Consider the following 20,510-nt stretch of genomic DNA (forward strand, 5'->3'; position numbering starts at 1 on the left):
CGTGTGGCCGTCGCATGAACCTTTTTAACAATGCCTGCAGGCGTACTGCTTCAATCACCTGCCAGAACCTTGTTCCCCCGGTTCTACGAGAAAGGGTGCTTTATTCCGCTTTCAGGCCATCAGCCGATACAGCTTTAACGCCTTTGATCTTTTTGGTGATCGCAACAGCAATCTCTTTTTGCGCTTCAGTCACCGGTACCATCGAGGACAGGGAAACAACGCCTTTGTTGGTTTCTACCTTGATGTCCGTGCCCGGAATGCCTTTTTCAGTGACCAGGTCAGCTTTTACTTTGGTAGTGATCCAGGTATCAGAAGTAGCTTCCTTGGCTTTGGTTACTTCGCCTGCAGCCACCACCATGGGTGCCTGGGTGGTCGCCTGGGCAGCAAATGCAGCATTGGCCATAGTCAGGGTCAGAGCGGTGGCAGTTGCGGCAGCGATAGCGAACTTCTTCATACGAGTAACTCCTGTCTTCTTTAGAATCTGCGCCGTCTTGCAGCAGCAGGGTTATCAGTACTATTGCAGGCCGCGTGCCAACTTTTAAAAACAAATAAACCTATATAAATCAACAACTTACAAAATAGCCAAAATTGCCCCGTCGTGCAAAATGCATGGCGCCGGTTAATTCTGCATGCAAGTTGCGGCTTTCGACTCGTGGCCTATGGCCCTATGGTGCTGACTTTGCTCCAGGCATAAAAAAAGGACCCCGAAGGGTCCTTTTTCAAAGCAGGTGTCGAGAGCGATTAAGCTTCCGAAGCCTTGGCAGCAGCGACGTCCTTGATGGACAGCTTGATACGGCCGCGGTTGTCCACGTCCAGTACCAGTACTTCCACTTCCTGACCTTCTTTCAGAATGTCAGTCACTTTCTCAACGCGAGCATCGCTCAGCATGGAGATGTGAACCAGGCCGTCTTTGCCCGGCAGGATGTTTACGAATGCGCCGAAGTCGACGATACGCTCAACCTTGCCCACGTAGATCTTGCCGATCTCGGCTTCAGCGGTGATGCCCAGAACGCGCTGACGCGCGGCTTCTGCTGCTTCCTTGGACTCGCCGAAGATCTTGATCGAACCGTCGTCTTCGATATCGATCGAAGCCTTGGTTTCTTCACAGATTGCACGGATCGTCGCGCCGCCTTTACCGATAACGTCACGGATTTTGTCGGTGTCGATTTTCATCGCGATCATGGTCGGAGCGTTGGCCGACAGCTCGTTGCGCGATACGGCAATGATCTGGTTCATCTGGCCCAAGATGTTCAGGCGAGCGTCCAGGGCCTGGCCCAGAGCGATCTCCATGATTTCTTCGGTGATGCCCTTGATCTTGATGTCCATCTGCAGCGCGGTAACACCTTTGGCGGTACCGGCTACCTTGAAGTCCATGTCGCCCAGGTGGTCTTCGTCACCCAGGATGTCGGTCAGAACAGCGAACTTCTCGCCTTCTTTAACCAGACCCATGGCGATACCGGCAACCGGCGCCTTCATCGGCACACCGGCATCCATCAGTGCCAGGGAAGCACCGCAAACCGATGCCATCGAGCTGGAACCGTTGGATTCAGTGATTTCCGATACAACACGGATGGTGTACGGGAACACGTCGGCAGCAGGCAGCATGGCTTGAACCGAACGACGGGCCAGACGGCCGTGACCGATTTCGCGACGACCAGCGCCACCCATGCGACCACACTCACCTACCGAGAACGGAGGGAAGTTGTAGTGCAGCATGAACGGGTCTTTTTTCTCGCCTTCCAGGGTGTCCAGCAGTTGCGCGTCACGGGCAGTACCCAGAGTTGCAACAACCAGCGCCTGAGTTTCACCACGGGTGAACAGGGCCGAACCGTGGGTCTTCGGCAGAACGCCAACTTCGATGTTCAGAGGGCGAACAGTCTTGGTGTCACGACCATCGATACGCGGCTTGCCGTTAACGATGTTTTCGCGAACGGTGCGGTATTCGATTTCACCGAATGCAGCTTTAACTTCGCTGGCAGAAGGCTGGCCTTCTTCACCGGACAGCTTGGCAACAACCTGATCCTTCAACTCGCCCAGACGCGCGTAACGGTCTGCCTTGACGGTGATGGTGTAAGCCTGGGAGATCGCTTCGCCGAACTCGGCACGAATAGCGCCCAGCAGTGCGGTCGCTTCCGGGGCAGCAGCCCAGTCCCAAGTTGGCTTGGCAGCTTCGGCAGCCAGCTCTTTGACAGCCTGGATAACCACCTGGAATTCGTCGTGGGCGAACAGTACAGCGCCCAGCATCTGGTCTTCGGTCAGCTCTTTGGCTTCCGATTCAACCATCAATACGGCTTCCGAAGTACCGGCAACAACCATGTCCAGGCTCGAAGCGGCCAGTTGCTCGTAAGTCGGGTTCAGCAGGTAACCGGTGCTTTCGTGGTAAGCAACGCGGGCAGCGCCGATCGGACCATCAAAAGGGATGCCGGAAATGGCCAGGGCAGCCGAAGTACCGATCATCGCAGCGACGTCCGGATCGGTTTTCTTGCTGGTGGACAGAACGGTGCAGACAACCTGCACTTCGTTCATGAAACCTTCTGGGAACAGCGGACGGATCGGACGGTCGATCAGACGCGACGTCAGGGTTTCTTTCTCGGAAGGGCGACCTTCACGCTTGAAGAAACCGCCAGGGATTTTACCCGCGGCGTAGGTTTTTTCCTGGTAGTGAACCGACAGAGGGAAGAAACCCTTGCCTGGATCCGCTTGCTTGGAACCGACCACAGTCACCAACACGCTGACGTCGTCGTCAACGGTGACCAATACTGCGCCGGAAGCCTGACGGGCGATACGGCCAGTCTCGAGAGTAACGGTCGACTGACCGAACTGAAATTTTTTGATAACCGGGTTCACGGTGTCCTACCTTCTTTGTGGCTCTTGGGGAACGGGTTTCTTGCGAAAGTCATATGCAACATCGGGTATTGGCCCGACTCAAGATGCTTACGAAAACAGCCCTATAGGCAAGCTTTCGTAAGAATCCGGGTAGTCCAGATAAAACTTGAGGCTGGAAGCCTGCCATGAGACTGCGGGAAACCCGCAGACACACGATAGACAACCAGCCTCTAGCAACATCGCTATTAGCGACGCAGACCCAGGCGAGCGATCAGCGCTTTGTAACGCTCAACGTTCTTGCCTTTCAGGTAGTCCAGCAGCTTGCGACGCTGGTTTACCATGCGGATCAGACCACGACGGGAGTGGTGATCTTTGCTGTTAGCTTTGAAGTGACCTTGCAGCGTGTTGATGTTAAAGGTCAGCAGTGCAACCTGCACTTCTGGAGAACCTGTATCACCTGGAGCTTGCTGGTAGTCTTTTACGATTTCTGCTTTGTGTTCAACTGTAAGTGCCATTTGGCTTTCCTTTCAATTAGGGCCTGCTTGCGAACAAGACAGATCCAATAGGCCGAGGACAAATCCTCGTATTTAAATGTGAGATGTGACCGTGCCTAATAACAGCCACCCTCATTCCAGTCTGCGCCGGTAATACTACACCCGATGCAGCCTGGTTCCGGTCATTCCGACCGAATCAGTCGACGCGGCGCAATACGCCCGTCTTCGCTCACTTCACCGATACCGATAAAGCGACCGTTGTGATCCTGTACCCGCACCATACCGAACTTCGGAGCATCCGGAGCACGCACCGGTTGGCCATTGAGCCAATAAAACGAGCTGGCTTCCGAGAAGTGCAGCAATGGCCAGTCGAGCAAACCGCTGTCCGATGGCATCAGGAAGCGATCAACCGCTTCATTGCCGCCTTCGGCATGCACCGCCTCCAGCTCTTCCAGGGTAACCGTCTGGGCCAGGCTGAAAGGTCCGGCGTGGGTACGACGCAGTTCTGCAACGTATGCCCCGCACCCCAATTGCTCACCGATATCTTCCACAAGGGTACGGATATAGGTGCCTTTGGTGCAGTCGACGGCCAGGCGCGCAGTGTCGCCTTCGCTGGCCAGTAATTCGAGGCGGGTAATAGTAACAGAACGCGGTTCACGCTCCACCACTTCGCCTGCACGGGCCAGCTTGTAAAGCGGCTGTCCGTCACGCTTGAGCGCAGAGTACATCGGCGGTATCTGGCTGATTTGCCCACGAAAATTGGGTAAAACAGCTTCAATATCGGCGCGACCAACGGTCACCGGGCGAGTCTGCAAAACCTCGCCTTCAGCGTCTGCCGTGGTCGTGGTCTTGCCCAATTGCATCAGGGTTTCATAACCCTTGTCGGAATCGAGCAGGTATTGCGAAAACTTGGTGGCTTCGCCAAAGCACAGCGGCAATACACCGCTGGCCAATGGATCGAGGCTACCGGTGTGCCCTGCCTTCTCGGCATTGAGCAGCCAGCGAACTTTCTGCAGGGCCGCATTGGAAGTAAACCCAAGTGGCTTGTCCAGCAGGATGATGCCGCTGACGTTACGACGGATACGCTTGACCTGAGCCACCGGTTACTCCTTGGTGTCTTCGGGAGCAGTGGTTTCAGGGTGCTGATTGTCTTCAGCCACTGCACGCTCGATCAAGGCGGACAGATGAGCACCACGCACGACGCTTTCATCGTAGTGGAAGTGCAACTGCGGAACGCTGCGCAGCTTCATTTCACGCGCCAGTTGCATGCGCAGGAAACCCGCTGCCGAGTTCAGCACCTTGATGCTCTGGGCGATATCTTCAGCGCTGTCCTGACCCATCACGGTGATGAAGATCTTGGCGTGACCGACGTCACGGCTGACTTCAACAGCAGTAATGGTGACCAGGCCCACGCGCGGGTCTTTGACTTCACGACGGATCAGCTGTGCCAGCTCGCGCTGCATCTGATCGCCAATACGTTGGGTACGGCTATATTCTTTTGCCATGTCTTGTTACCTGTTACTCACCCATGGGAAACCCATGCGGTCTGAAAGCGGCAAACGCCCGGCACGACAGAAGCCGGACCGGGCGTTGCGTTTAGAGTCCAGGCCGAGCGCTGCGCATTTGCATGCGCGGGCTCGTCCTCGCTCTTGAGGCTCGCGAGTTAGAGGCTGCGAGCAACCTGGACCTTCTCGAACACTTCGATCTTGTCACCGACTTTAACGTCGTTGTAGCTCTTGACGCCGATACCGCATTCCATGCCGGCACGCACTTCGGACATGTCATCTTTGAAGCGACGCAGGGATTCCAGCTCGCCTTCGTAGATAACGATGTCTTCACGCAGTACGCGGATTGGACGGTTACGGTGAACAACACCTTCCAGCACCATGCAACCTGCAACCGCGCCGAACTTAGGCGAACGGAACACGTCACGGACTTCAGCGATACCCAGGATGTTCTCCCGAACGTCGCTGCCAAGCATGCCGGTAAGGGCTTTCTTGACGTCTTCGATGATGTCGTAGATGACGTTGTAGTAACGCATGTCCAGGCCTTCCTGCTCGACAATCTTGCGAGCGCCGGCATCGGCACGCACGTTGAAGCCAAACAGTACAGCGTTGGAGGCCAGTGCCAGGTTAGCGTCGCTCTCGGTGATACCACCGACACCGCCGCCCACTACGCGCACTTGCACTTCGTCGTTACCCAGGCCGCTCAGAGCGCCCTGCAGAGCTTCCAACGAACCACGGACGTCAGATTTGAGGACGATGTTAAGCGTCTTCTTCTCTTCCTGGCCCATGTTCTCGAAGATGTTTTCCAGCTTGCCTGCGTGAGCACGCGCCAGTTTCACTTCGCGGAACTTGCCTTGACGGAACAGGGCAACTTCACGTGCCTTCTTCTCGTCGGTCATTACGCTCATCTCGTCGCCAGCATCTGGCGTACCGTCCAGGCCGAGAATCTCGACAGGGATGGATGGACCGGCTTCCTTGATAGGCTTGCCGTTCTCGTCGAGCATGGCGCGGATGCGGCCGTAGTTGGAGCCGACCAGTACCATGTCGCCTTGGCGCAGGGTACCGTCTTGAACCAGAACGGTAGCAACAGGACCGCGGCCTTTGTCCAGACGGGACTCAACCACTACGCCACGGCCAGGAGCCGATGGAGTTGCCTTGAGTTCCAGAACTTCAGCTTGCAGCAGTACGGCTTCGAGCAATTCGTCAACGCCGGTACCCATTTTCGCCGAGACCGAAACAAACGGAGTGTCACCACCCCACTCTTCCGACGTCACGCCGTGAACGGACAGTTCGCTACGAATGCGATCGAGGTCAGCACCTGGCTTGTCGATCTTGTTCACTGCAACAACCAGAGGCACGCCAGCGGCTTTCGCATGCTGAACGGCTTCGATGGTCTGCGGCATTACGCCGTCGTCTGCAGCCACAACCAGAATCACGATGTCAGTCGCCTTGGCACCACGAGCACGCATTGCGGTAAACGCAGCGTGACCCGGGGTATCGAGGAACGTGACCATGCCGCGTTCGGTTTCAACGTGGTACGCACCGATGTGCTGGGTAATACCACCGGCTTCGCCAGCCGCTACCTTGGCACGACGGATGTAGTCGAGCAGGGACGTTTTACCGTGGTCAACGTGGCCCATTACGGTCACAACCGGTGCACGGGAGAACGACTCGCCTTCGAACTTCAGGGACTCGGCCAGGGAATCTTCCAGGGCGTTGTCGCTGACCAGAGTCACTTTGTGGCCCAGTTCTTCAGCAACCAGTTGGGCAGTTTCCTGATCCAGTACCTGGTTGATGGTTGCTGGAGTACCCAGCTTGAACATGAACTTGATGACTTCGGCAGCCTTGACCGACATCTGTGCGGCCAAATCGCCGACAGTGATGGTCTCGCCAATCTGCACGTCACGAACTACAGGGCCGGTTGGGCTCTGGAAACCGTGAGCGTTGCGCTTCTTCAGCTTGCCCTTGCCACGACCACCGCGACGGAAGCTGTCGCTTTCTTCGTCGGAAGTGCGCGGAGCAACACGTGGAGTCGGTGCTTTTTCTTTAACCGAGGCACGATGCGGAGCGTTTTTGCGATCGCCGTCACCACTGCCGCGACGATTGTTATCGTCTGCGCGTGGTTTGTCCGGGCGACGCTGTTCGTCACGCTTGCGTGCATCAGCGGCTGGAGCCGGTGCTGGCGCTGCGGCTTGCACAGGTGCAGGCGCTGCAGCGGCCGGAGCCGGTGCTGCAACAGGAGCAGATGCAGGCTGGCGGCGCGCTTCTTCTTCGGCGCGACGCTTGGACTCTTCTTCAGCCTTTTGACGTGCGGCATTTTCTACTGCACGACGTTCATCCATCTCACGTTTGCGCTCGGCTTCGATTTCTTCCGGGCTTTGCTGTACGAAGACTTTCTTCTTGCGTACTTCAACGCTGATGCTTTTGCTGCCAGCGACACGCAGGGTACTGGTGGTTTTACGCTGCAAAGTGATCTTGCGCGGTTCTTCCACTTTAGCCTTGTGGCTGCTTTTAAGGTGAGTCAGCAGAGCCTGCTTCTCACTATCGGTTACATTCTGCTCGGCGGCGTTGTGCGGCAGACCTGCCTCACGCATCTGCTGCAACAGGCGCTCAACCGGTGTTTTGACCTCATCGGCCAGTTGTTTCACCGTGACTTGCGTCATGCATTTCTCTCCTCAGGCCGCGCCTAATTACTCGAACCAATGGGCTCGGGCGGCCATGATCAACTTGCCGGCACGATCATCGTCAATGCCGTCGATGTCGAGCAGGTCGTCAATAGACTGCTCGGCCAGGTCTTCGCGGGTAATTACGCCGCGCACCGCCAGTTCCATCGCCAAATCCTTGTCCATACCCTCAAGCGAGAGCAGGTCTTCGGCCGGATGGGCGTCTGCCAGCTTTTCCTCAGTAGCGATGGCTTTAGTCAACAGTCGATCCTTGGCGCGAGCGCGAAGCTCGTTGACGGTATCTTCGTCAAAGCCATCGATGTTGAGCATTTCTTCCACCGGTACGTAGGCAATCTCTTCCAGGCTAGTAAAGCCTTCATCAACCAGTACCTGCGCCAGGTCTTCATCAACTTCCAGCTCTTCGATGAAGTTGCGCAGGATATCGCCGGTTTCTGCTTGCTGCTTGGCCTGGATGTCCGATTCGGTCATCACGTTCAGGGTCCAGCCGGTCAACTGGCTGGCCAGACGTACGTTCTGACCGCCGCGACCAATCGCCTGGGCCAGATTGTCTGCGCCAACGGCGATGTCCATTGCATGGGCATCTTCGTCGACGATAATAGCCGCCACTTCTGCTGGCGACATTGCGTTGATCACGAACTGCGCCGGGTTGTCATCCCAAAGGACGATATCCACTCGCTCTCCGCCCAATTCGCCGGACACTGCCTGGACACGCGAACCGCGCATACCAATGCAGGCACCTTGCGGATCAATGCGTTTGTCTTTCGAGCGAACGGCTATTTTAGCGCGTGATCCAGGATCGCGGGAGGCCGCCATCACTTCGATCAGGCCTTCGGAGATTTCTGGCACTTCAATGCGGAACAACTCGATCAGCATCTCTGGCGCTGTACGCGACAGGATCAGCTGAGGACCGCGGTTTTCAGTGCGGATTTCCTTGAGCAATGCGCGAAGGCGTACGCCAACACGGAAAGTCTCACGCGAAATGATGTCTTCACGGGCCAGCAACGCTTCAGCGTTGTTACCCAGGTCAACGATCACATTGTCGCGGGTCACCTTTTTAACGGTGCCGGAAATGATTTCGCCCAGACGCTCACGATAGGCATCGACTACTTGAGCACGCTCGGCTTCGCGAACTTTTTGCACGATGACCTGTTTGGCCGTCTGTGCAGCAATTCGACCGAATTCGATAGAATCGATTTTCTCTTCGATAATATCGCCGGCTTTCGCGCCTGGCTGTTTCGCCTGGGCCTGGTCTACAGCCAACTCGTATGCTGGATCATCCAGATCTTCGTCTTCGACCACAGTCCAGCGACGGAAAGTCTCATAGTTACCGGTGTGGCGATTGATTTCCACACGCAGTTCGACTTCGTCTTCAAAACGCTTTTTAGTAGCGGTGGCCAGAGCCAGCTCCAGCGCTTCAAAAATAACGTTTGCCGGTACGCCCTTTTCATTGGACACCGACTCAACAACCAGCAGTACTTCTTTGCTCATCGTACGCCTCGCCTTTCGCAAGCCATTGGATCCGCGGGATCCGCGTCTCAGTCAAAACTGGGAATAATGTTGGCCTTGTCGATCATATCGATCGGCAACAGGAACTCATGGTCTTCAACCTGCACCACGATGTCCTGCTCTTCTACGCCGCGCAGAAGGCCCTGAAAGTTGCGTCGCCCTTCAAAAGGCGAGCGCAGCTTGATCTTCACTTGCTCACCGACAAATTGGGCAAACTGTTCAAGGGTGAACAGCGGGCGTTCCATGCCAGGAGAAGAAACTTCAAGGGTGTATTCAACAGCGATAGGATCTTCGACATCCAGAACGCCGCTGATCTGACGACTCACGATAGCGCAGTCATCCACCAGTACGCCGCCTTCCTTGTCGATATACACACGCAACATTGAATGGCGGCCTTGAGCCGAAAATTCAATACCCCAGCATTCATAGCCAAGGGCCACGACCACCGGGGCCAACAAGTCCTGCAACTGTTCTAGCTTGCTCGACACCTGAACCCCCTAGTGCATGTTTGTGCATGCTGTGCAAAATGAAAAAATGGGCGAAGCGCCCATCTCTGAAACGTCGTTGAATACCGACGCTATAAAGTGTCCAGCTAACAAAAAGCCCCTGAAAAGGGGCTCCGCTGAAACTGGTTGCGGGAGCCGGATTTGAACCGACGACCTTCGGGTTATGAGCCCGACGAGCTACCAGACTGCTCCATCCCGCGACAAAGCTGGAGCGGAAGTATACGGTTGATCCCGTGACGGGTCAATCCAACCTTCCACATACAAGAAAGCCCGCTACTGCGGGCATTCTTGATAATTGGTACCGAGAAGGGGACTCGAACCCCTACACCCTATGGGCACAACCACCTCAAGGTTGCGTGTCTACCAATTCCACCACCTCGGCAATACAACGTTTACATCATGAAACCCGTTTTACTTTTGCTCTTGAGCTGGAGGTACGTCAGTCGCAGGAGTTGCCGACTTTTGCTCTTGAAGCACCGGAACATCATCTGAAGCCGGCTTTTGCACTGGAACTTCCAACACCGCTGGATTTGGCAAACCTACTTGAGTCAGCTGTTCAGCCTTCTCTTTAGCAAAGTAACCTAACCCCAAGCTGGTTATGAAAAAACCTGCGGCAAGTATAGCAGTAAACTTACTAAGAAAGGTAGAGGAACCTTGGCTTCCGAACACAGTATTTGATGCACCTGCGCCGAAAGATGCTCCAGCATCCGCTCCCTTGCCCTGTTGCAGCAAAACCAGGGCAATTACACCCAATGCTGTCAACAGATGAAACACAGTTACGACGTTATCCAGCATTTTCAGTTTCCTGCGGCACGAATGATCGCACCGAACTCATCTGCATTCAGGGAAGCCCCGCCAATGAGTCCCCCATCGATATCCGGCATGCTGAACAGTTCGACCGCATTGGCCGCCTTCACGCTGCCGCCGTATAGAAGCCGCACACCTTGTGCCACTTCAGAATTCTTTTGCGCCAGCTGTGCGCGAATGGCCGCATGCACATCTTGCGCTTGCTGTGGTGATGCGGTCAGCCCGGTGCCAATGGCCCAGACCGGCTCGTATGCAATCACGGCATTTACAAAAGCATCAATACCAAACTCGTCAATCACGGCATTCAGCTGACGCTCTACCACTTCCAGCGTTTGCCCCGCTTCGCGCTGCTCCAGGGTTTCCCCTATGCACAACACTGGCGTCAAGCCTGAGGCTTGTGCCGCTGCAAACTTGCGATTGAGTGTCTCGTCCTGCTCACCCAGTATCAGGCGGCGTTCGGAGTGCCCCACAAGCACCAGCTTGCAACCTGCGTCGGCCAACTGACTAGAGGAAATCTCGCCAGTCAGCGCGCCCTGCCCCGACTCCACTGCAGCATCCTGAGCACCGACCGAAATCGCTGCGCCTTGCAAGCCATTGATAACACGATCAATAAACAGCTGAGGCGGAAAAACTGCAACATCAACATCGTTTGGCAGGACCAGACCACGCAGACCGTCGATCAGCTCAGCGACGCTGGCGCGGGTACCGTGCATCTTCCAGTTACCAGCTACCATAGTGCGACGCATGCTTTACCTCGTCGGTCAAAGTGGGCGCAGATGTTACCCAACCAAATCAAAGCTGGCAAGCCGAATCAGGCACAAACTTCACTTACCAGTTTTGCCAGCTCTTCGGCGTAGCCGCGAACCATGTTTTCGTCATCGCCTTCGACCATCACGCGCACCAAAGGCTCTGTTCCGGACTTGCGCAACAACACACGACCACGGCCATTCATGGCAGCCGTCACTCGCGCGCACGCCTCCTTCACCGCCGGGTGCTCGACAGGGTCGACGCCACCGGCAAAACGAACATTCAGTAACACTTGCGGGCACTTGCGCAGCGCCTGACGCGACTGGGCCAGGCTTTCATCGCGACGACGCAAGGACAACAACACCTGCAGCGCAGCAATGATCGCATCGCCGGTGGTGGTGTGGTGGAAGCACACGATATGCCCGGAGTTCTCGCCACCTACCAGCCAGTTACGCTCTTGCAGGGCCGCGATAACGTAACGGTCGCCCACATTGGCGCGTACGAACTCGATACCCAGATCAGCCAATGCCAGCTCAAGGCCAAGGTTGCTCATCAGCGTACCGACAACGCCACCCTGCAATTTGCCACGCTCGTGCAGGTCACGGGCAATGATAAACAACAGCTCATCGCCATCGACCACAGCACCGGTATGGTCAACCATCAACACGCGATCGCCGTCGCCATCAAAAGCAATACCCAGGTCCGCACCTTGAGCCACCACGGCAGCCTGCAACTGACCCATATGGGTCGAACCGCAGTTTTCGTTGATGTTCAGGCCATCAGGCTGCGCCGACAGAACAACGACTTGAGCACCCAGCTCCTTGAACACACTTGGCGCAACCTTGTAGGTAGCACCGTGGGCGCAATCGAGAACAATCTTCATACCGCTGAATTTGGTGCTGCTTGGCACGCTGCTTTTACAGAATTCGATATAACGGCCCGGCGCATCATTGATCCGCGAGACCTTGCCGAGCTTGTCGGAATCGACAACGGTCATCGGCGCATCCAGCAACTCTTCGATCATCAGTTCAACGTCGTCAGGCAGCTTGGTGCCCTCGCCGGAAAAGAACTTGATGCCATTATCGTCGTGGGGATTGTGCGAAGCGCTGATCACGATACCCGCTTCCGCATGGAAGGTACGTGTCAGGTAGGCAATGGCCGGTGTCGGCATAGGCCCCAGCAACATCACATCAGCCCCGGCAGCCGACAAGCCCGCTTCAAGAGCCGACTCAAACATGTAACCCGAGATGCGGGTGTCCTTGCCTACCAGGATCCGGCAAGCGCCCTTGCTGCGAAACGCCATGCCCGCTGCCCAACCCAACTTGAGCATAAAGTCAGGGGTAATCGGATAAACGCCGACCCGACCACGAATACCGTCGGTGCCAAAATACTTCTTTGTCATAAGTGCTCCATCATTCTTAGTCGGCGGAATCTACCGCTGCGATCATCCGTACCACATCAACTGTTTCGGCAACATCATGGACGCGCAGAATGCGCGCACCCTTGGTCATCGCCAATGCTGCAAGCGCCAGACTGCCATAGAGACGCCCTGCAACTGGCCGGTTCAGTGTCTGCCCGACCATGCTTTTACGTGACACGCCCACCAGCAAAGGCCGACCCAGCGCATGCAAGGCCTCCATATGCTTGAACAGGCTCAAATTGTGCTGCAATGTCTTGGCAAAACCAAAGCCCGGATCGAGCACGATGCGTTCGGCCCCAATGCCAGCAGCAGCGCAACGCGCCATGCTGTCAGCGAGAAACGTCGACACCTCGCCCACCAGGTCTTCGTAATGCGGGTTGTCCTGCATGTCTCCAGGCTCACCGAGCATATGCATCAGGCATACCGGCAAGCCTGTCGCCGCAGCGGCCTGCAAGGCCCCTTCACGGCGCAGCGAGCGCACATCATTGATCAGCCCTGCTCCCAGGCGCGCAACCTCGGTCATGACGATTGGCGCGGATGTATCGACCGAAATAATCACATCCAGTTCCCGGGCAATTCGCTCGACAACAGGAGCAACCCGGTCGAGCTCTTCCTGCGGCAATACCACAGGAGCTCCGGGGCGCGTTGACTCACCGCCAACATCAATCAGGGTTGCACCCGCCTGCACCATCGCCTCTGCATGGCGCAGAGCTGCATCCAGGGCAGCAAAGCGGCCGCCATCGGAAAAGGAATCAGGGGTGACATTGAGGATGCCCATAACATGCGTATGGGCCAAATCAAGAACCCGGTTGCCGCAAGGCAACCGGGTTGAGGACTGAACAGAAGTCATTTCAAGCCTTATTGATCAGCAGCAGGGCCGCCGATAGGTGTTTCCGGGCGCTCGGTTTTATCCAGCGTAGGGGCAGTCGGGGTACCCGAGTTGCCATCTTCCCAGTCACGCGGCTCACGTGGCGGACGACCCGCCATGATGTCGTCGATCTGATCGGCATCGATCGTTTCGTACTTCATCAACGCGTCAGCCATTGCATCCAGCTTGTCGCGATTTTCGGTCAGGATCTGCTTGGCCGTGTTGTAGCACTGATCAATGATGCTGCGCACTTCCGAGTCGATCAGCTTGGCTGTCTCGCCCGACACGTTTGCAGACTGACCACCGCCACGACCCAGATAGGACTCTTCGTCTTCGGCATACATCAGCGGGCCGAGCTTCTCGGACAAGCCCCACTTGGTCACCATGTTGCGGGCAATCTGGCTGGCTCGCATGATGTCGTTGGAAGCGCCGGTGGTCACACCGTCAAAGCCCAAGGTCATCTCTTCAGCGATACGGCCGCCATACAGCGAGCAGATCTGGCTGATCAGCGCACGCTTGGACAAGCTGTAGCGATCTTCTTCCGGCAGGAACATGGTCACGCCCAGGGCGCGGCCACGAGGAATGATCGACACCTTGTAGACCGGATCATGCTCAGGCACTACGCGACCAACGATAGCGTGACCCGCTTCGTGATAGGCCGTGTTGCGCTTTTCTTTATCGGACATGACCATCGATTTGCGCTCGGCGCCCATCATGATCTTGTCCTTGGCCAGCTCGAACTCTTTCATTTCAACAACACGCTTGCCGGTACGCGCCGCGAACAGGGAAGCTTCGTTGACCAGGTTGGCCAGGTCGGCACCCGAGAAGCCCGGGGTACCACGTGCAATAACAGCCGGCTGGACGTCGTCGCCCATTGGCACTTTACGCATGTGTACTTTGAGAATCTGCTCGCGACCACGGATGTCCGGCAAGCCAACCACCACCTGACGGTCAAAGCGACCTGGACGCAGCAGCGCAGGGTCAAGCACGTCAGGACGGTTGGTGGCGGCAATCACGATGATGCCGTCATTCATCTCAAAGCCGTCCATCTCAACCAGCAACTGGTTAAGGGTCTGCTCGCGCTCGTCATGACCGCCGCCCATACCGTTACCACGGTGACGGCCGACAGCGTCGATCTCATCGATAAAGATGATGCAAGGCGCGTGCTTCTTGGCCTGCTCAAACATGTCACGAACACGGCTTGCACCAACGCCCACGAACATTTCAACAAAGTCGGAACCGGAAATAGTGAAGAACGGTACCTTGGCCTCACCCGCAATCGCCTTGGCGATCAGGGTTTTACCCGTACCTGGCGGACCCACCATCAGTACGCCGCGAGGGATACGCCCGCCCAGACGCTGGAACTTGCCCGGATCGCGCAGGAACTCAACCAGCTCGCCCACTTCTTCCTTGGCTTCATCGCAACCTGCCACGTCAGCCAGGGTCGTCTTGACCTGGTCTTCCGACAGCAGCCGCGCCTTGCTCTTGCCAAAGCTCATCGGGCCGCCTTTACCGCCGGCACCGCCCTGCATCTGGCGCATCATGAACATGAAGACCGCAATAATCACCAGGATCGGGAAGCTCGCAACCAGCAACTGGGTCCAGATGCTTTGTTGCTCAGGCAATTTGCCTTCAACGGTGACGTGGTTATCCACCAGGTCGCCGATCAAACCGTTGTCCTGAATCGCCGGACGGATGGTTTTGAAGGTATCGCCATCGCTGCGTTTGCCGGTAATCACGTAGCCATCCACGGCAACGCGCTCGACCTTGCCATCCTTAACTTGCTGGATGAAGTCGGAATAGTTGAGGGTTTGTGGCTCGTTTGGACTGGAGAAGTTGTTCATCACTGTCACCAGGACAGCGGCGATGATCAACCACAGGATCAGATTCTTTGCCATATCGTTCAATTAGCTACCCTCTGAAGCACAAGCCCCGCTACTGAAGCGTGCTTCGCATGATATTCACCGGCATAACTTACTACATTGCCTACAACCCTTGCAGGCTCCGTCTGTAACCCTTTGTGAAACTTTGCCTACACAATATTCGTTATGCCAGATCTGTAAAGCGATTCAAAAAAATCTATCGCCCTTGTTACAGACGTTCATCACTGGCCGAACCTTCAACACCGCGGAAGCCGCGCCCCAGCAAATACTGCTCGCGGGACCTGTCTCGCGACGAGGACGGCTTGCGCATCTGTACCTTGTCAAACAGCTTGCGAATGTCCTTGTGGTACTGATCGAAGCCTTCCCCCTGGAAAACCTTAATCAGAAAATCACCACCTGGACGCAGGACGCGACCGGCAAGATCCAGTGCCAATTCGCACAGAAACATCGCCCGCGGCATGTCGACAGCTGCCAATCCACTCATATTGGGGGCCATATCTGAAATCACAAGGTCTACTTGTGTATTTCCGACGGCCTCGAGGATCTGAGCAAGCACGGCGTCCTCGGTAAAGTCGCCCTTGATGAAGGTCACATCAGGGATGCTGTCCATGTCCAGGATGTCGGAAGCAATCAAACGCCCCTGACCACCGATCAGACGACTGGTCACCTGCGACCAGCCACCCGGGGCTGCACCCAGGTCGATAACGGTCATACCGGGACGAATCAGCTTGTCGCGCTCCTGGATCTCCAGCAATTTGTAGCTGGCACGGGAGCGATACCCGTCTTTTTGCGCCATTTTGACGTACGGGTCGTTGAAATGTTCTTTCAGCCAGTTAAGGCTAGTCTTGGAACGGGCCACGGGCCACCTCAAAAATTTTAAACGGGTCGTGATTAACTGGGCGGTCTGGGACTCGCTCGGGTAAACTGGCCGCCGCTTTTTACAAGATCAGACACAGGGGTCAGATTATGCCGCTCACTCAAGAGCAGAAGAAACAGTACAAATCCATTGGCCACCATCTGAAACCAGTTTTGACTGTGGCTGACAATGGTTTGACTGAAGGTGTTTTAGCCGAACTCGAACGCGCATTGGGCGATCACGAGCTGATTAAAATCAAAGTCAACATTCTGGATCGCGAATCCCGCCTGGAGGCCATTGCAGAACTGTGCAAGGCCGGCAAAGCGGAACTGGTACAGGTTATCGGCAAAATGGCGCTTCTGTACCGCAAGAACGTCAATGTAAACAAGCAACTGTCGAACATCCACCGTTTCAAGTGATGTAGACAAGGGTCAAGGGTGCGCCTGGCGCGCCCTGAAACTCTTCCAGGGCCAAAGCCCGAGAGTCATGCAAGCACTGCCCGCGCAACGCATCAGGCAGCCAGAGACGCCCAACGCACTACTTCCCCACTTGCTCCATGCCACTTCAACAGCTTCGCTGCCAACCGCATTGCGGCCAGCACCGGCAAACAATTCTGTGTGCAACAACCACAGGCCGCCAACCCGGAACACCCGGGCCGACCGCCAAAAAAGTGCGCCCGCACACGGCGGGCGCTCTTCTTAGATGTGACTTACTTTGACAATTTCGTACTCAATGACGCCGCCCGGTGTTTTCACCGCCACCACATCACCCTCTTCCTTGGCAATCAAGGCACGGGCAAGTGGCGAACCAACGGAGATCTTTCCGAGCTTGAAGTCAGCCTCATCTTCACCAACGATCTGGTAGGTCACGCTTTCGTCAGTTTCAACGTTGGCGATCTCGACCGTGGTACCGAAAATCACTTTACCGGTGTGAGGAATAGTCGTTACATCGATGATCACCGCGTTCTGCATGCGGCCTTCGATGTCACGGATACGCGCCTCAACCATACCCTGCTGCTCACGGGCAGCATGGTATTCAGCGTTTTCTTTAAGGTCGCCCAGCTCACGCGCCGTGCCGATATCCTGGCTCAGCTTGGGACGGACAACCTTGGTCAGATGTGCGTGTTCTTCTTCCAGGGCTTTGGCGCCCTGGACCGTCATTGGGTACTTGATCATGCCTTTAATCCTGCGTGTAGATCCTGCAAGCGACGTACGGTTTTTTCAGGACCGAATTTAAGCGCTTCACAGATCGCTTCGCCAGCAGCAATAGTCGTGGTGCAGTAGATCTTGTGCTGCAGCGCGTTGCGGCGAATGGAATAGGAGTCAGCAATCGACTGACGTCCTTCGGTAGTGTTGATGATCAAGGTTACTTCGTCGTTCTTGATCATGTCGACAACGTGCGGACGACCTTCGGTCACCTTGTTCACACGACGTACTTTCAAGCCTGCTGCTTCGATGAACTTGGCAGTGCCAACGGTCGAAACGATTTCAAAGCCCAGGCTGATCAGGTCGCGGGCAACGCCGGCAACCAGCGGCTTGTCGTCGTCGCGCACGCTGATGAAAGCAGTACCGCCAGTCGGCAGCACTTCGCTTGCACCCATCTGGGCCTTGGCAAACGCTTCGCCGAAGGTATCGCCCACACCCATCACTTCACCGGTGGACTTCATCTCAGGGCCGAGAATCGGGTCAACACCCGGGAATTTGGCGAACGGGAAGACCGCCTCTTTCACGCTGTAGAAGTTAGGAATGATTTCTTTGGTGAAACCGATTTCCTTCAGGGTTTTACCGGCCATTACGCGAGCTGCGATCATCGCCAGGGAAACACCGATGCACTTGGAGACGAAAGGAACGGTACGCGATGCACGCGGGTTCACTTCGATCACGTAGATATCTTCGCCCTGCAGAGCCAATTGCACGTTCATCAGGCCGACAACGCCCAACTCCAGAGCCATTTTCTTGACCTGCTCGCGCATCTCGTCCTGGATGTGCAGCGGCAGCGAGTACGGCGGCAGCGAGCAAGCGGAGTCACCGGAGTGAACGCCAGCCTGTTCGATGTGCTGCATGATTGCGCCGATCACTACATCAGTACCGTCGCAGACAGCATCCACGTCCATTTCGATGGCGCAGTTGAGGAAGTGGTCCAGCAGCACGGGGCTGTCGTTGGACACTTTCACTGCGTCACGCAGGTAGCGCTTGAGCTCGTCTTCTTCGTAAACGATTTCCATCGCACGGCCGCCCAACACGTAGGAAGGACGAACAACCAGCGGGTAACCGATCTTGCCAGCGGCACGAATGGCTTCGTCTTCGCTGCGCACAGTAGCGTTAGGTGGCTGACGCAGGTTCAGGCGCTCAACCATCTGCTGGAAGCGCTCACGGTCTTCTGCACGGTCGATCGCGTCAGGGCTGGTACCGATGATCGGCACGCCGGCTTCTTCCAGGGCACGCGCCAGTTTCAGCGGGGTTTGGCCGCCGTACTGGACGATCACGCCTTTTGGCTTCTCGACACGCACGATTTCCAGCACGTCTTCCAGGGTTACGGATTCGAAGTACAGACGATCCGAAGTGTCGTAGTCGGTGGAAACGGTTTCCGGGTTGCAGTTGACCATGATGGTCTCGTAACCGTCGGCACGCAGCGCCAGAGCGGCGTGAACGCAGCAATAGTCAAACTCGATACCCTGGCCGATACGGTTCGGGCCACCGCCCAGAATCATGATCTTGTCACGATCCGAAGGGTTGGCTTCGCACTCTTCCTCGTAGGTGGAGTACATGTAGGCGGTGTCGGTAGCGAACTCGGCTGCGCAGGTATCAACGCGCTTGTAGACCGGGAACACTTCCAGCTTGTGGCGGTGGCGACGCAGGTTCTTCTCGGTCACACCCAGCAGAACGGCCAGACGCGCGTCGGAGAAGCCCTTGCGCTTGAAGCGGTACATGGCATCGCGGTCGATCGATGTCAGCGCCATGGTCTTGATCTTTGCTTCGTCCTTGATCAGATCTTCGATCTGTACCAGGAACCAAGGGTCAATCATGTTCATGCCGAAGATATCTTCAACGGTCATGCCGGCGCGGAACGCGTCAGCCACGTACCAGATACGCTCGGCGCCCGGCACGGTCAGCTCGCGCTTGAGCACGGCCATGCTTTCCGGGTTGCTCAGGTCCAGCTTTGGATCAAGACCGCTGACACCTACTTCCAGACCGCGAAGGGCCTTTTGCAGGGATTCCTGGAAAGTCCGGCCGATGGCCATGACTTCGCCCACAGATTTCATCTGTGTGGTCAAACGGGCGTCAGCCTTGGCGAACTTCTCGAAAGCGAAGCGCGGCAGCTTGGTCACAACGTAGTCGATGGACGGCTCGAAGGACGCAGGCGTAGCGCCGCCGGTGATTTCGTTTTGCAGCTCGTCCAGGGTGTAACCGATCGCCAATTTGGCAGCGATACGAGCGATCGGGAAGCCGGTGGCTTTCGATGCCAGCGCCGACGAACGCGATACACGCGGGTTCATTTCGATCACGACCATACGGCCGGTGTCCGGGCAGATACCGAACTGAACGTTGGAACCGCCGGTTTCAACGCCGATCTCACGCAGTACCGCCAACGAGGCGTTACGCATGATCTGGTATTCCTTGTCCGTCAGGGTCTGTGCCGGAGCAACGGTGATCGAGTCACCGGTGTGCACGCCCATCGGGTCGAAGTTTTCGATCGAGCAAACGATGATGCAGTTGTCTTTTTTGTCGCGGACAACCTCCATCTCGTACTCTTTCCAGCCGATCAGGGATTCGTCGATCAGCAGCTCTTTGGTTGGCGACAGGTCCAGACCACGGGTGCAGATCTCTTCGAACTCTTCACGGTTGTAAGCAATACCGCCACCGGTGCCGCCCATGGTGAAGGACGGACGAATGATGCACGGGAAGCCCAGTCGCTCGAGGACCGCATTGGCCTCTTCCATGGTGTGGGCGATACCGGAGCGCGGGCAATCCAGGCCGATGGACTTCATGGCCTTGTCGAAACGCGAACGGTCTTCAGCTTTGTCGATGGTGTCAGCGTTGGCGCCGATCATTTCTACGCCGAACTTCTCGAGCACGCCTTCGCGCTCCAGGTCCAGTGCGCAGTTCAGAGCTGTCTGGCCGCCCATGGTTGGCAGCAGTGCATCCGGACGCTCTTTTTCGATGATCTTGGCAACGGTCTGCCACTTGATCGGCTCGATGTACGTGGCGTCAGCCATGTCCGGGTCGGTCATGATAGTGGCAGGGTTGGAGTTCACCAGGATGACGCGGTAACCCTCCTCGCGCAGGGCTTTGCAGGCCTGGGCGCCGGAGTAGTCGAATTCACACGCCTGGCCGATAACAATCGGGCCAGCGCCGAGAATCAGGATGCTTTTTATGTCTGTACGTTTTGGCATGGGTTTGTCACTCAA

The 20,510-nt window shown here is 56.3% G+C and carries 17 protein-coding genes and 2 tRNA genes; 1 reads left to right on the forward strand and 18 read right to left on the reverse strand.

All coding sequences use genetic code 11. The annotated features are described in order from the left end of the window. Positions 1 to 100: 100 nt before the first annotated feature. From GHO42_RS04000 to rlmE, 16 genes are all read right to left on the reverse strand, one after another. Positions 101 to 454 (reverse strand): BON domain-containing protein, encoded by a 354-nt coding sequence (locus GHO42_RS04000; RefSeq protein ID WP_095002557.1) that lies wholly within the window; start codon positions 452 to 454, stop codon positions 101 to 103. A gap of 287 nt (positions 455 to 741) precedes the next feature. Further along, positions 742 to 2,847: a polyribonucleotide nucleotidyltransferase gene (pnp, locus tag GHO42_RS04005; protein WP_095002556.1), complete on the reverse strand. Its 2,106-nt coding sequence runs from the start codon at positions 2,845 to 2,847 to the stop codon at positions 742 to 744. A 224-nt stretch (positions 2,848 to 3,071) separates the two neighbouring features. Beyond that, positions 3,072 to 3,341, reverse strand: a complete 270-nt coding sequence (gene rpsO / locus GHO42_RS04010; protein WP_016783433.1) for a 30S ribosomal protein S15 — start codon at positions 3,339 to 3,341, stop codon at positions 3,072 to 3,074. A gap of 161 nt (positions 3,342 to 3,502) precedes the next feature. After that, the gene (truB, locus tag GHO42_RS04015; RefSeq protein ID WP_095018769.1) at positions 3,503 to 4,420 is read right to left on the reverse strand and encodes a tRNA pseudouridine(55) synthase TruB; all 918 of its coding nucleotides are present in this window, start codon (positions 4,418 to 4,420) and stop codon (positions 3,503 to 3,505) included. 3 nt (positions 4,421 to 4,423) lie between these two features. Then, a complete protein-coding gene (rbfA, locus tag GHO42_RS04020) occupies positions 4,424 to 4,825 on the reverse strand; it encodes a 30S ribosome-binding factor RbfA (protein WP_016783435.1) in 402 nt (133 codons plus the stop codon). Positions 4,826 to 4,983: 158 nt separating this feature from the next. Further along, positions 4,984 to 7,488: a translation initiation factor IF-2 gene (infB, locus tag GHO42_RS04025; RefSeq protein WP_095002554.1), complete on the reverse strand. Its 2,505-nt coding sequence runs from the start codon at positions 7,486 to 7,488 to the stop codon at positions 4,984 to 4,986. Positions 7,489 to 7,515: 27 nt separating this feature from the next. After that, a complete protein-coding gene (nusA, locus tag GHO42_RS04030) occupies positions 7,516 to 8,997 on the reverse strand; it encodes a transcription termination factor NusA (protein ID WP_016783437.1) in 1,482 nt (493 codons plus the stop codon). Positions 8,998 to 9,044: 47 nt separating this feature from the next. Beyond that, positions 9,045 to 9,503 (reverse strand): ribosome maturation factor RimP, encoded by a 459-nt coding sequence (gene rimP / locus GHO42_RS04035; RefSeq protein WP_016783438.1) that lies wholly within the window; start codon positions 9,501 to 9,503, stop codon positions 9,045 to 9,047. A 141-nt stretch (positions 9,504 to 9,644) separates the two neighbouring features. Next, positions 9,645 to 9,721: transfer RNA gene (locus GHO42_RS04040), tRNA-Met, on the reverse strand. Positions 9,722 to 9,817: 96 nt separating this feature from the next. After that, positions 9,818 to 9,903: transfer RNA gene (locus GHO42_RS04045), tRNA-Leu, on the reverse strand. A 29-nt stretch (positions 9,904 to 9,932) separates the two neighbouring features. Further along, positions 9,933 to 10,316 (reverse strand): preprotein translocase subunit SecG, encoded by a 384-nt coding sequence (gene secG / locus GHO42_RS04050; protein ID WP_003439612.1) that lies wholly within the window; start codon positions 10,314 to 10,316, stop codon positions 9,933 to 9,935. A gap of 2 nt (positions 10,317 to 10,318) precedes the next feature. Continuing rightward, positions 10,319 to 11,074, reverse strand: a complete 756-nt coding sequence (gene tpiA / locus GHO42_RS04055; RefSeq protein WP_095002552.1) for a triose-phosphate isomerase — start codon at positions 11,072 to 11,074, stop codon at positions 10,319 to 10,321. Positions 11,075 to 11,139: 65 nt separating this feature from the next. Next, positions 11,140 to 12,477, reverse strand: coding sequence for a phosphoglucosamine mutase (glmM, locus tag GHO42_RS04060; protein ID WP_153327291.1), 1,338 nt, complete (start codon positions 12,475 to 12,477; stop codon positions 11,140 to 11,142). A gap of 16 nt (positions 12,478 to 12,493) precedes the next feature. Beyond that, entirely contained in the window at positions 12,494 to 13,345 is an 852-nt protein-coding gene (gene folP / locus GHO42_RS04065) for a dihydropteroate synthase (protein ID WP_095002550.1), read from the reverse strand. Between the two features lie 8 nt (positions 13,346 to 13,353). Further along, a complete protein-coding gene (ftsH, locus tag GHO42_RS04070; RefSeq protein WP_016783442.1) occupies positions 13,354 to 15,261 on the reverse strand; it encodes an ATP-dependent zinc metalloprotease FtsH in 1,908 nt (635 codons plus the stop codon). A gap of 193 nt (positions 15,262 to 15,454) precedes the next feature. After that, a complete protein-coding gene (gene rlmE / locus GHO42_RS04075; protein ID WP_016783443.1) occupies positions 15,455 to 16,105 on the reverse strand; it encodes a 23S rRNA (uridine(2552)-2'-O)-methyltransferase RlmE in 651 nt (216 codons plus the stop codon). 107 nt (positions 16,106 to 16,212) lie between these two features. Between rlmE and yhbY the strand changes: the two genes are divergently transcribed. Further along, positions 16,213 to 16,521 (forward strand): ribosome assembly RNA-binding protein YhbY, encoded by a 309-nt coding sequence (gene yhbY, locus GHO42_RS04080; RefSeq protein ID WP_003439595.1) that lies wholly within the window; start codon positions 16,213 to 16,215, stop codon positions 16,519 to 16,521. Between the two features lie 279 nt (positions 16,522 to 16,800). Here yhbY and greA read toward each other — a convergent pair whose 3' ends face one another. Both greA and carB read right to left on the reverse strand, forming a co-directional pair. Then, the gene (gene greA, locus GHO42_RS04085) at positions 16,801 to 17,277 is read right to left on the reverse strand and encodes a transcription elongation factor GreA (protein ID WP_016783444.1); all 477 of its coding nucleotides are present in this window, start codon (positions 17,275 to 17,277) and stop codon (positions 16,801 to 16,803) included. Continuing rightward, entirely contained in the window at positions 17,274 to 20,495 is a 3,222-nt protein-coding gene (gene carB / locus GHO42_RS04090) for a carbamoyl-phosphate synthase large subunit (RefSeq protein ID WP_153327295.1), read from the reverse strand. The genes greA and carB overlap by 4 nt, the downstream gene beginning before the upstream one ends. Positions 20,496 to 20,510: the final 15 nt, after the last annotated feature.

This window comes from Pseudomonas sp. FSL R10-0056, from assembly GCF_009600105.1.
GTDB lineage: Bacteria > Pseudomonadota > Gammaproteobacteria > Pseudomonadales > Pseudomonadaceae > Aquipseudomonas > Aquipseudomonas bubulae.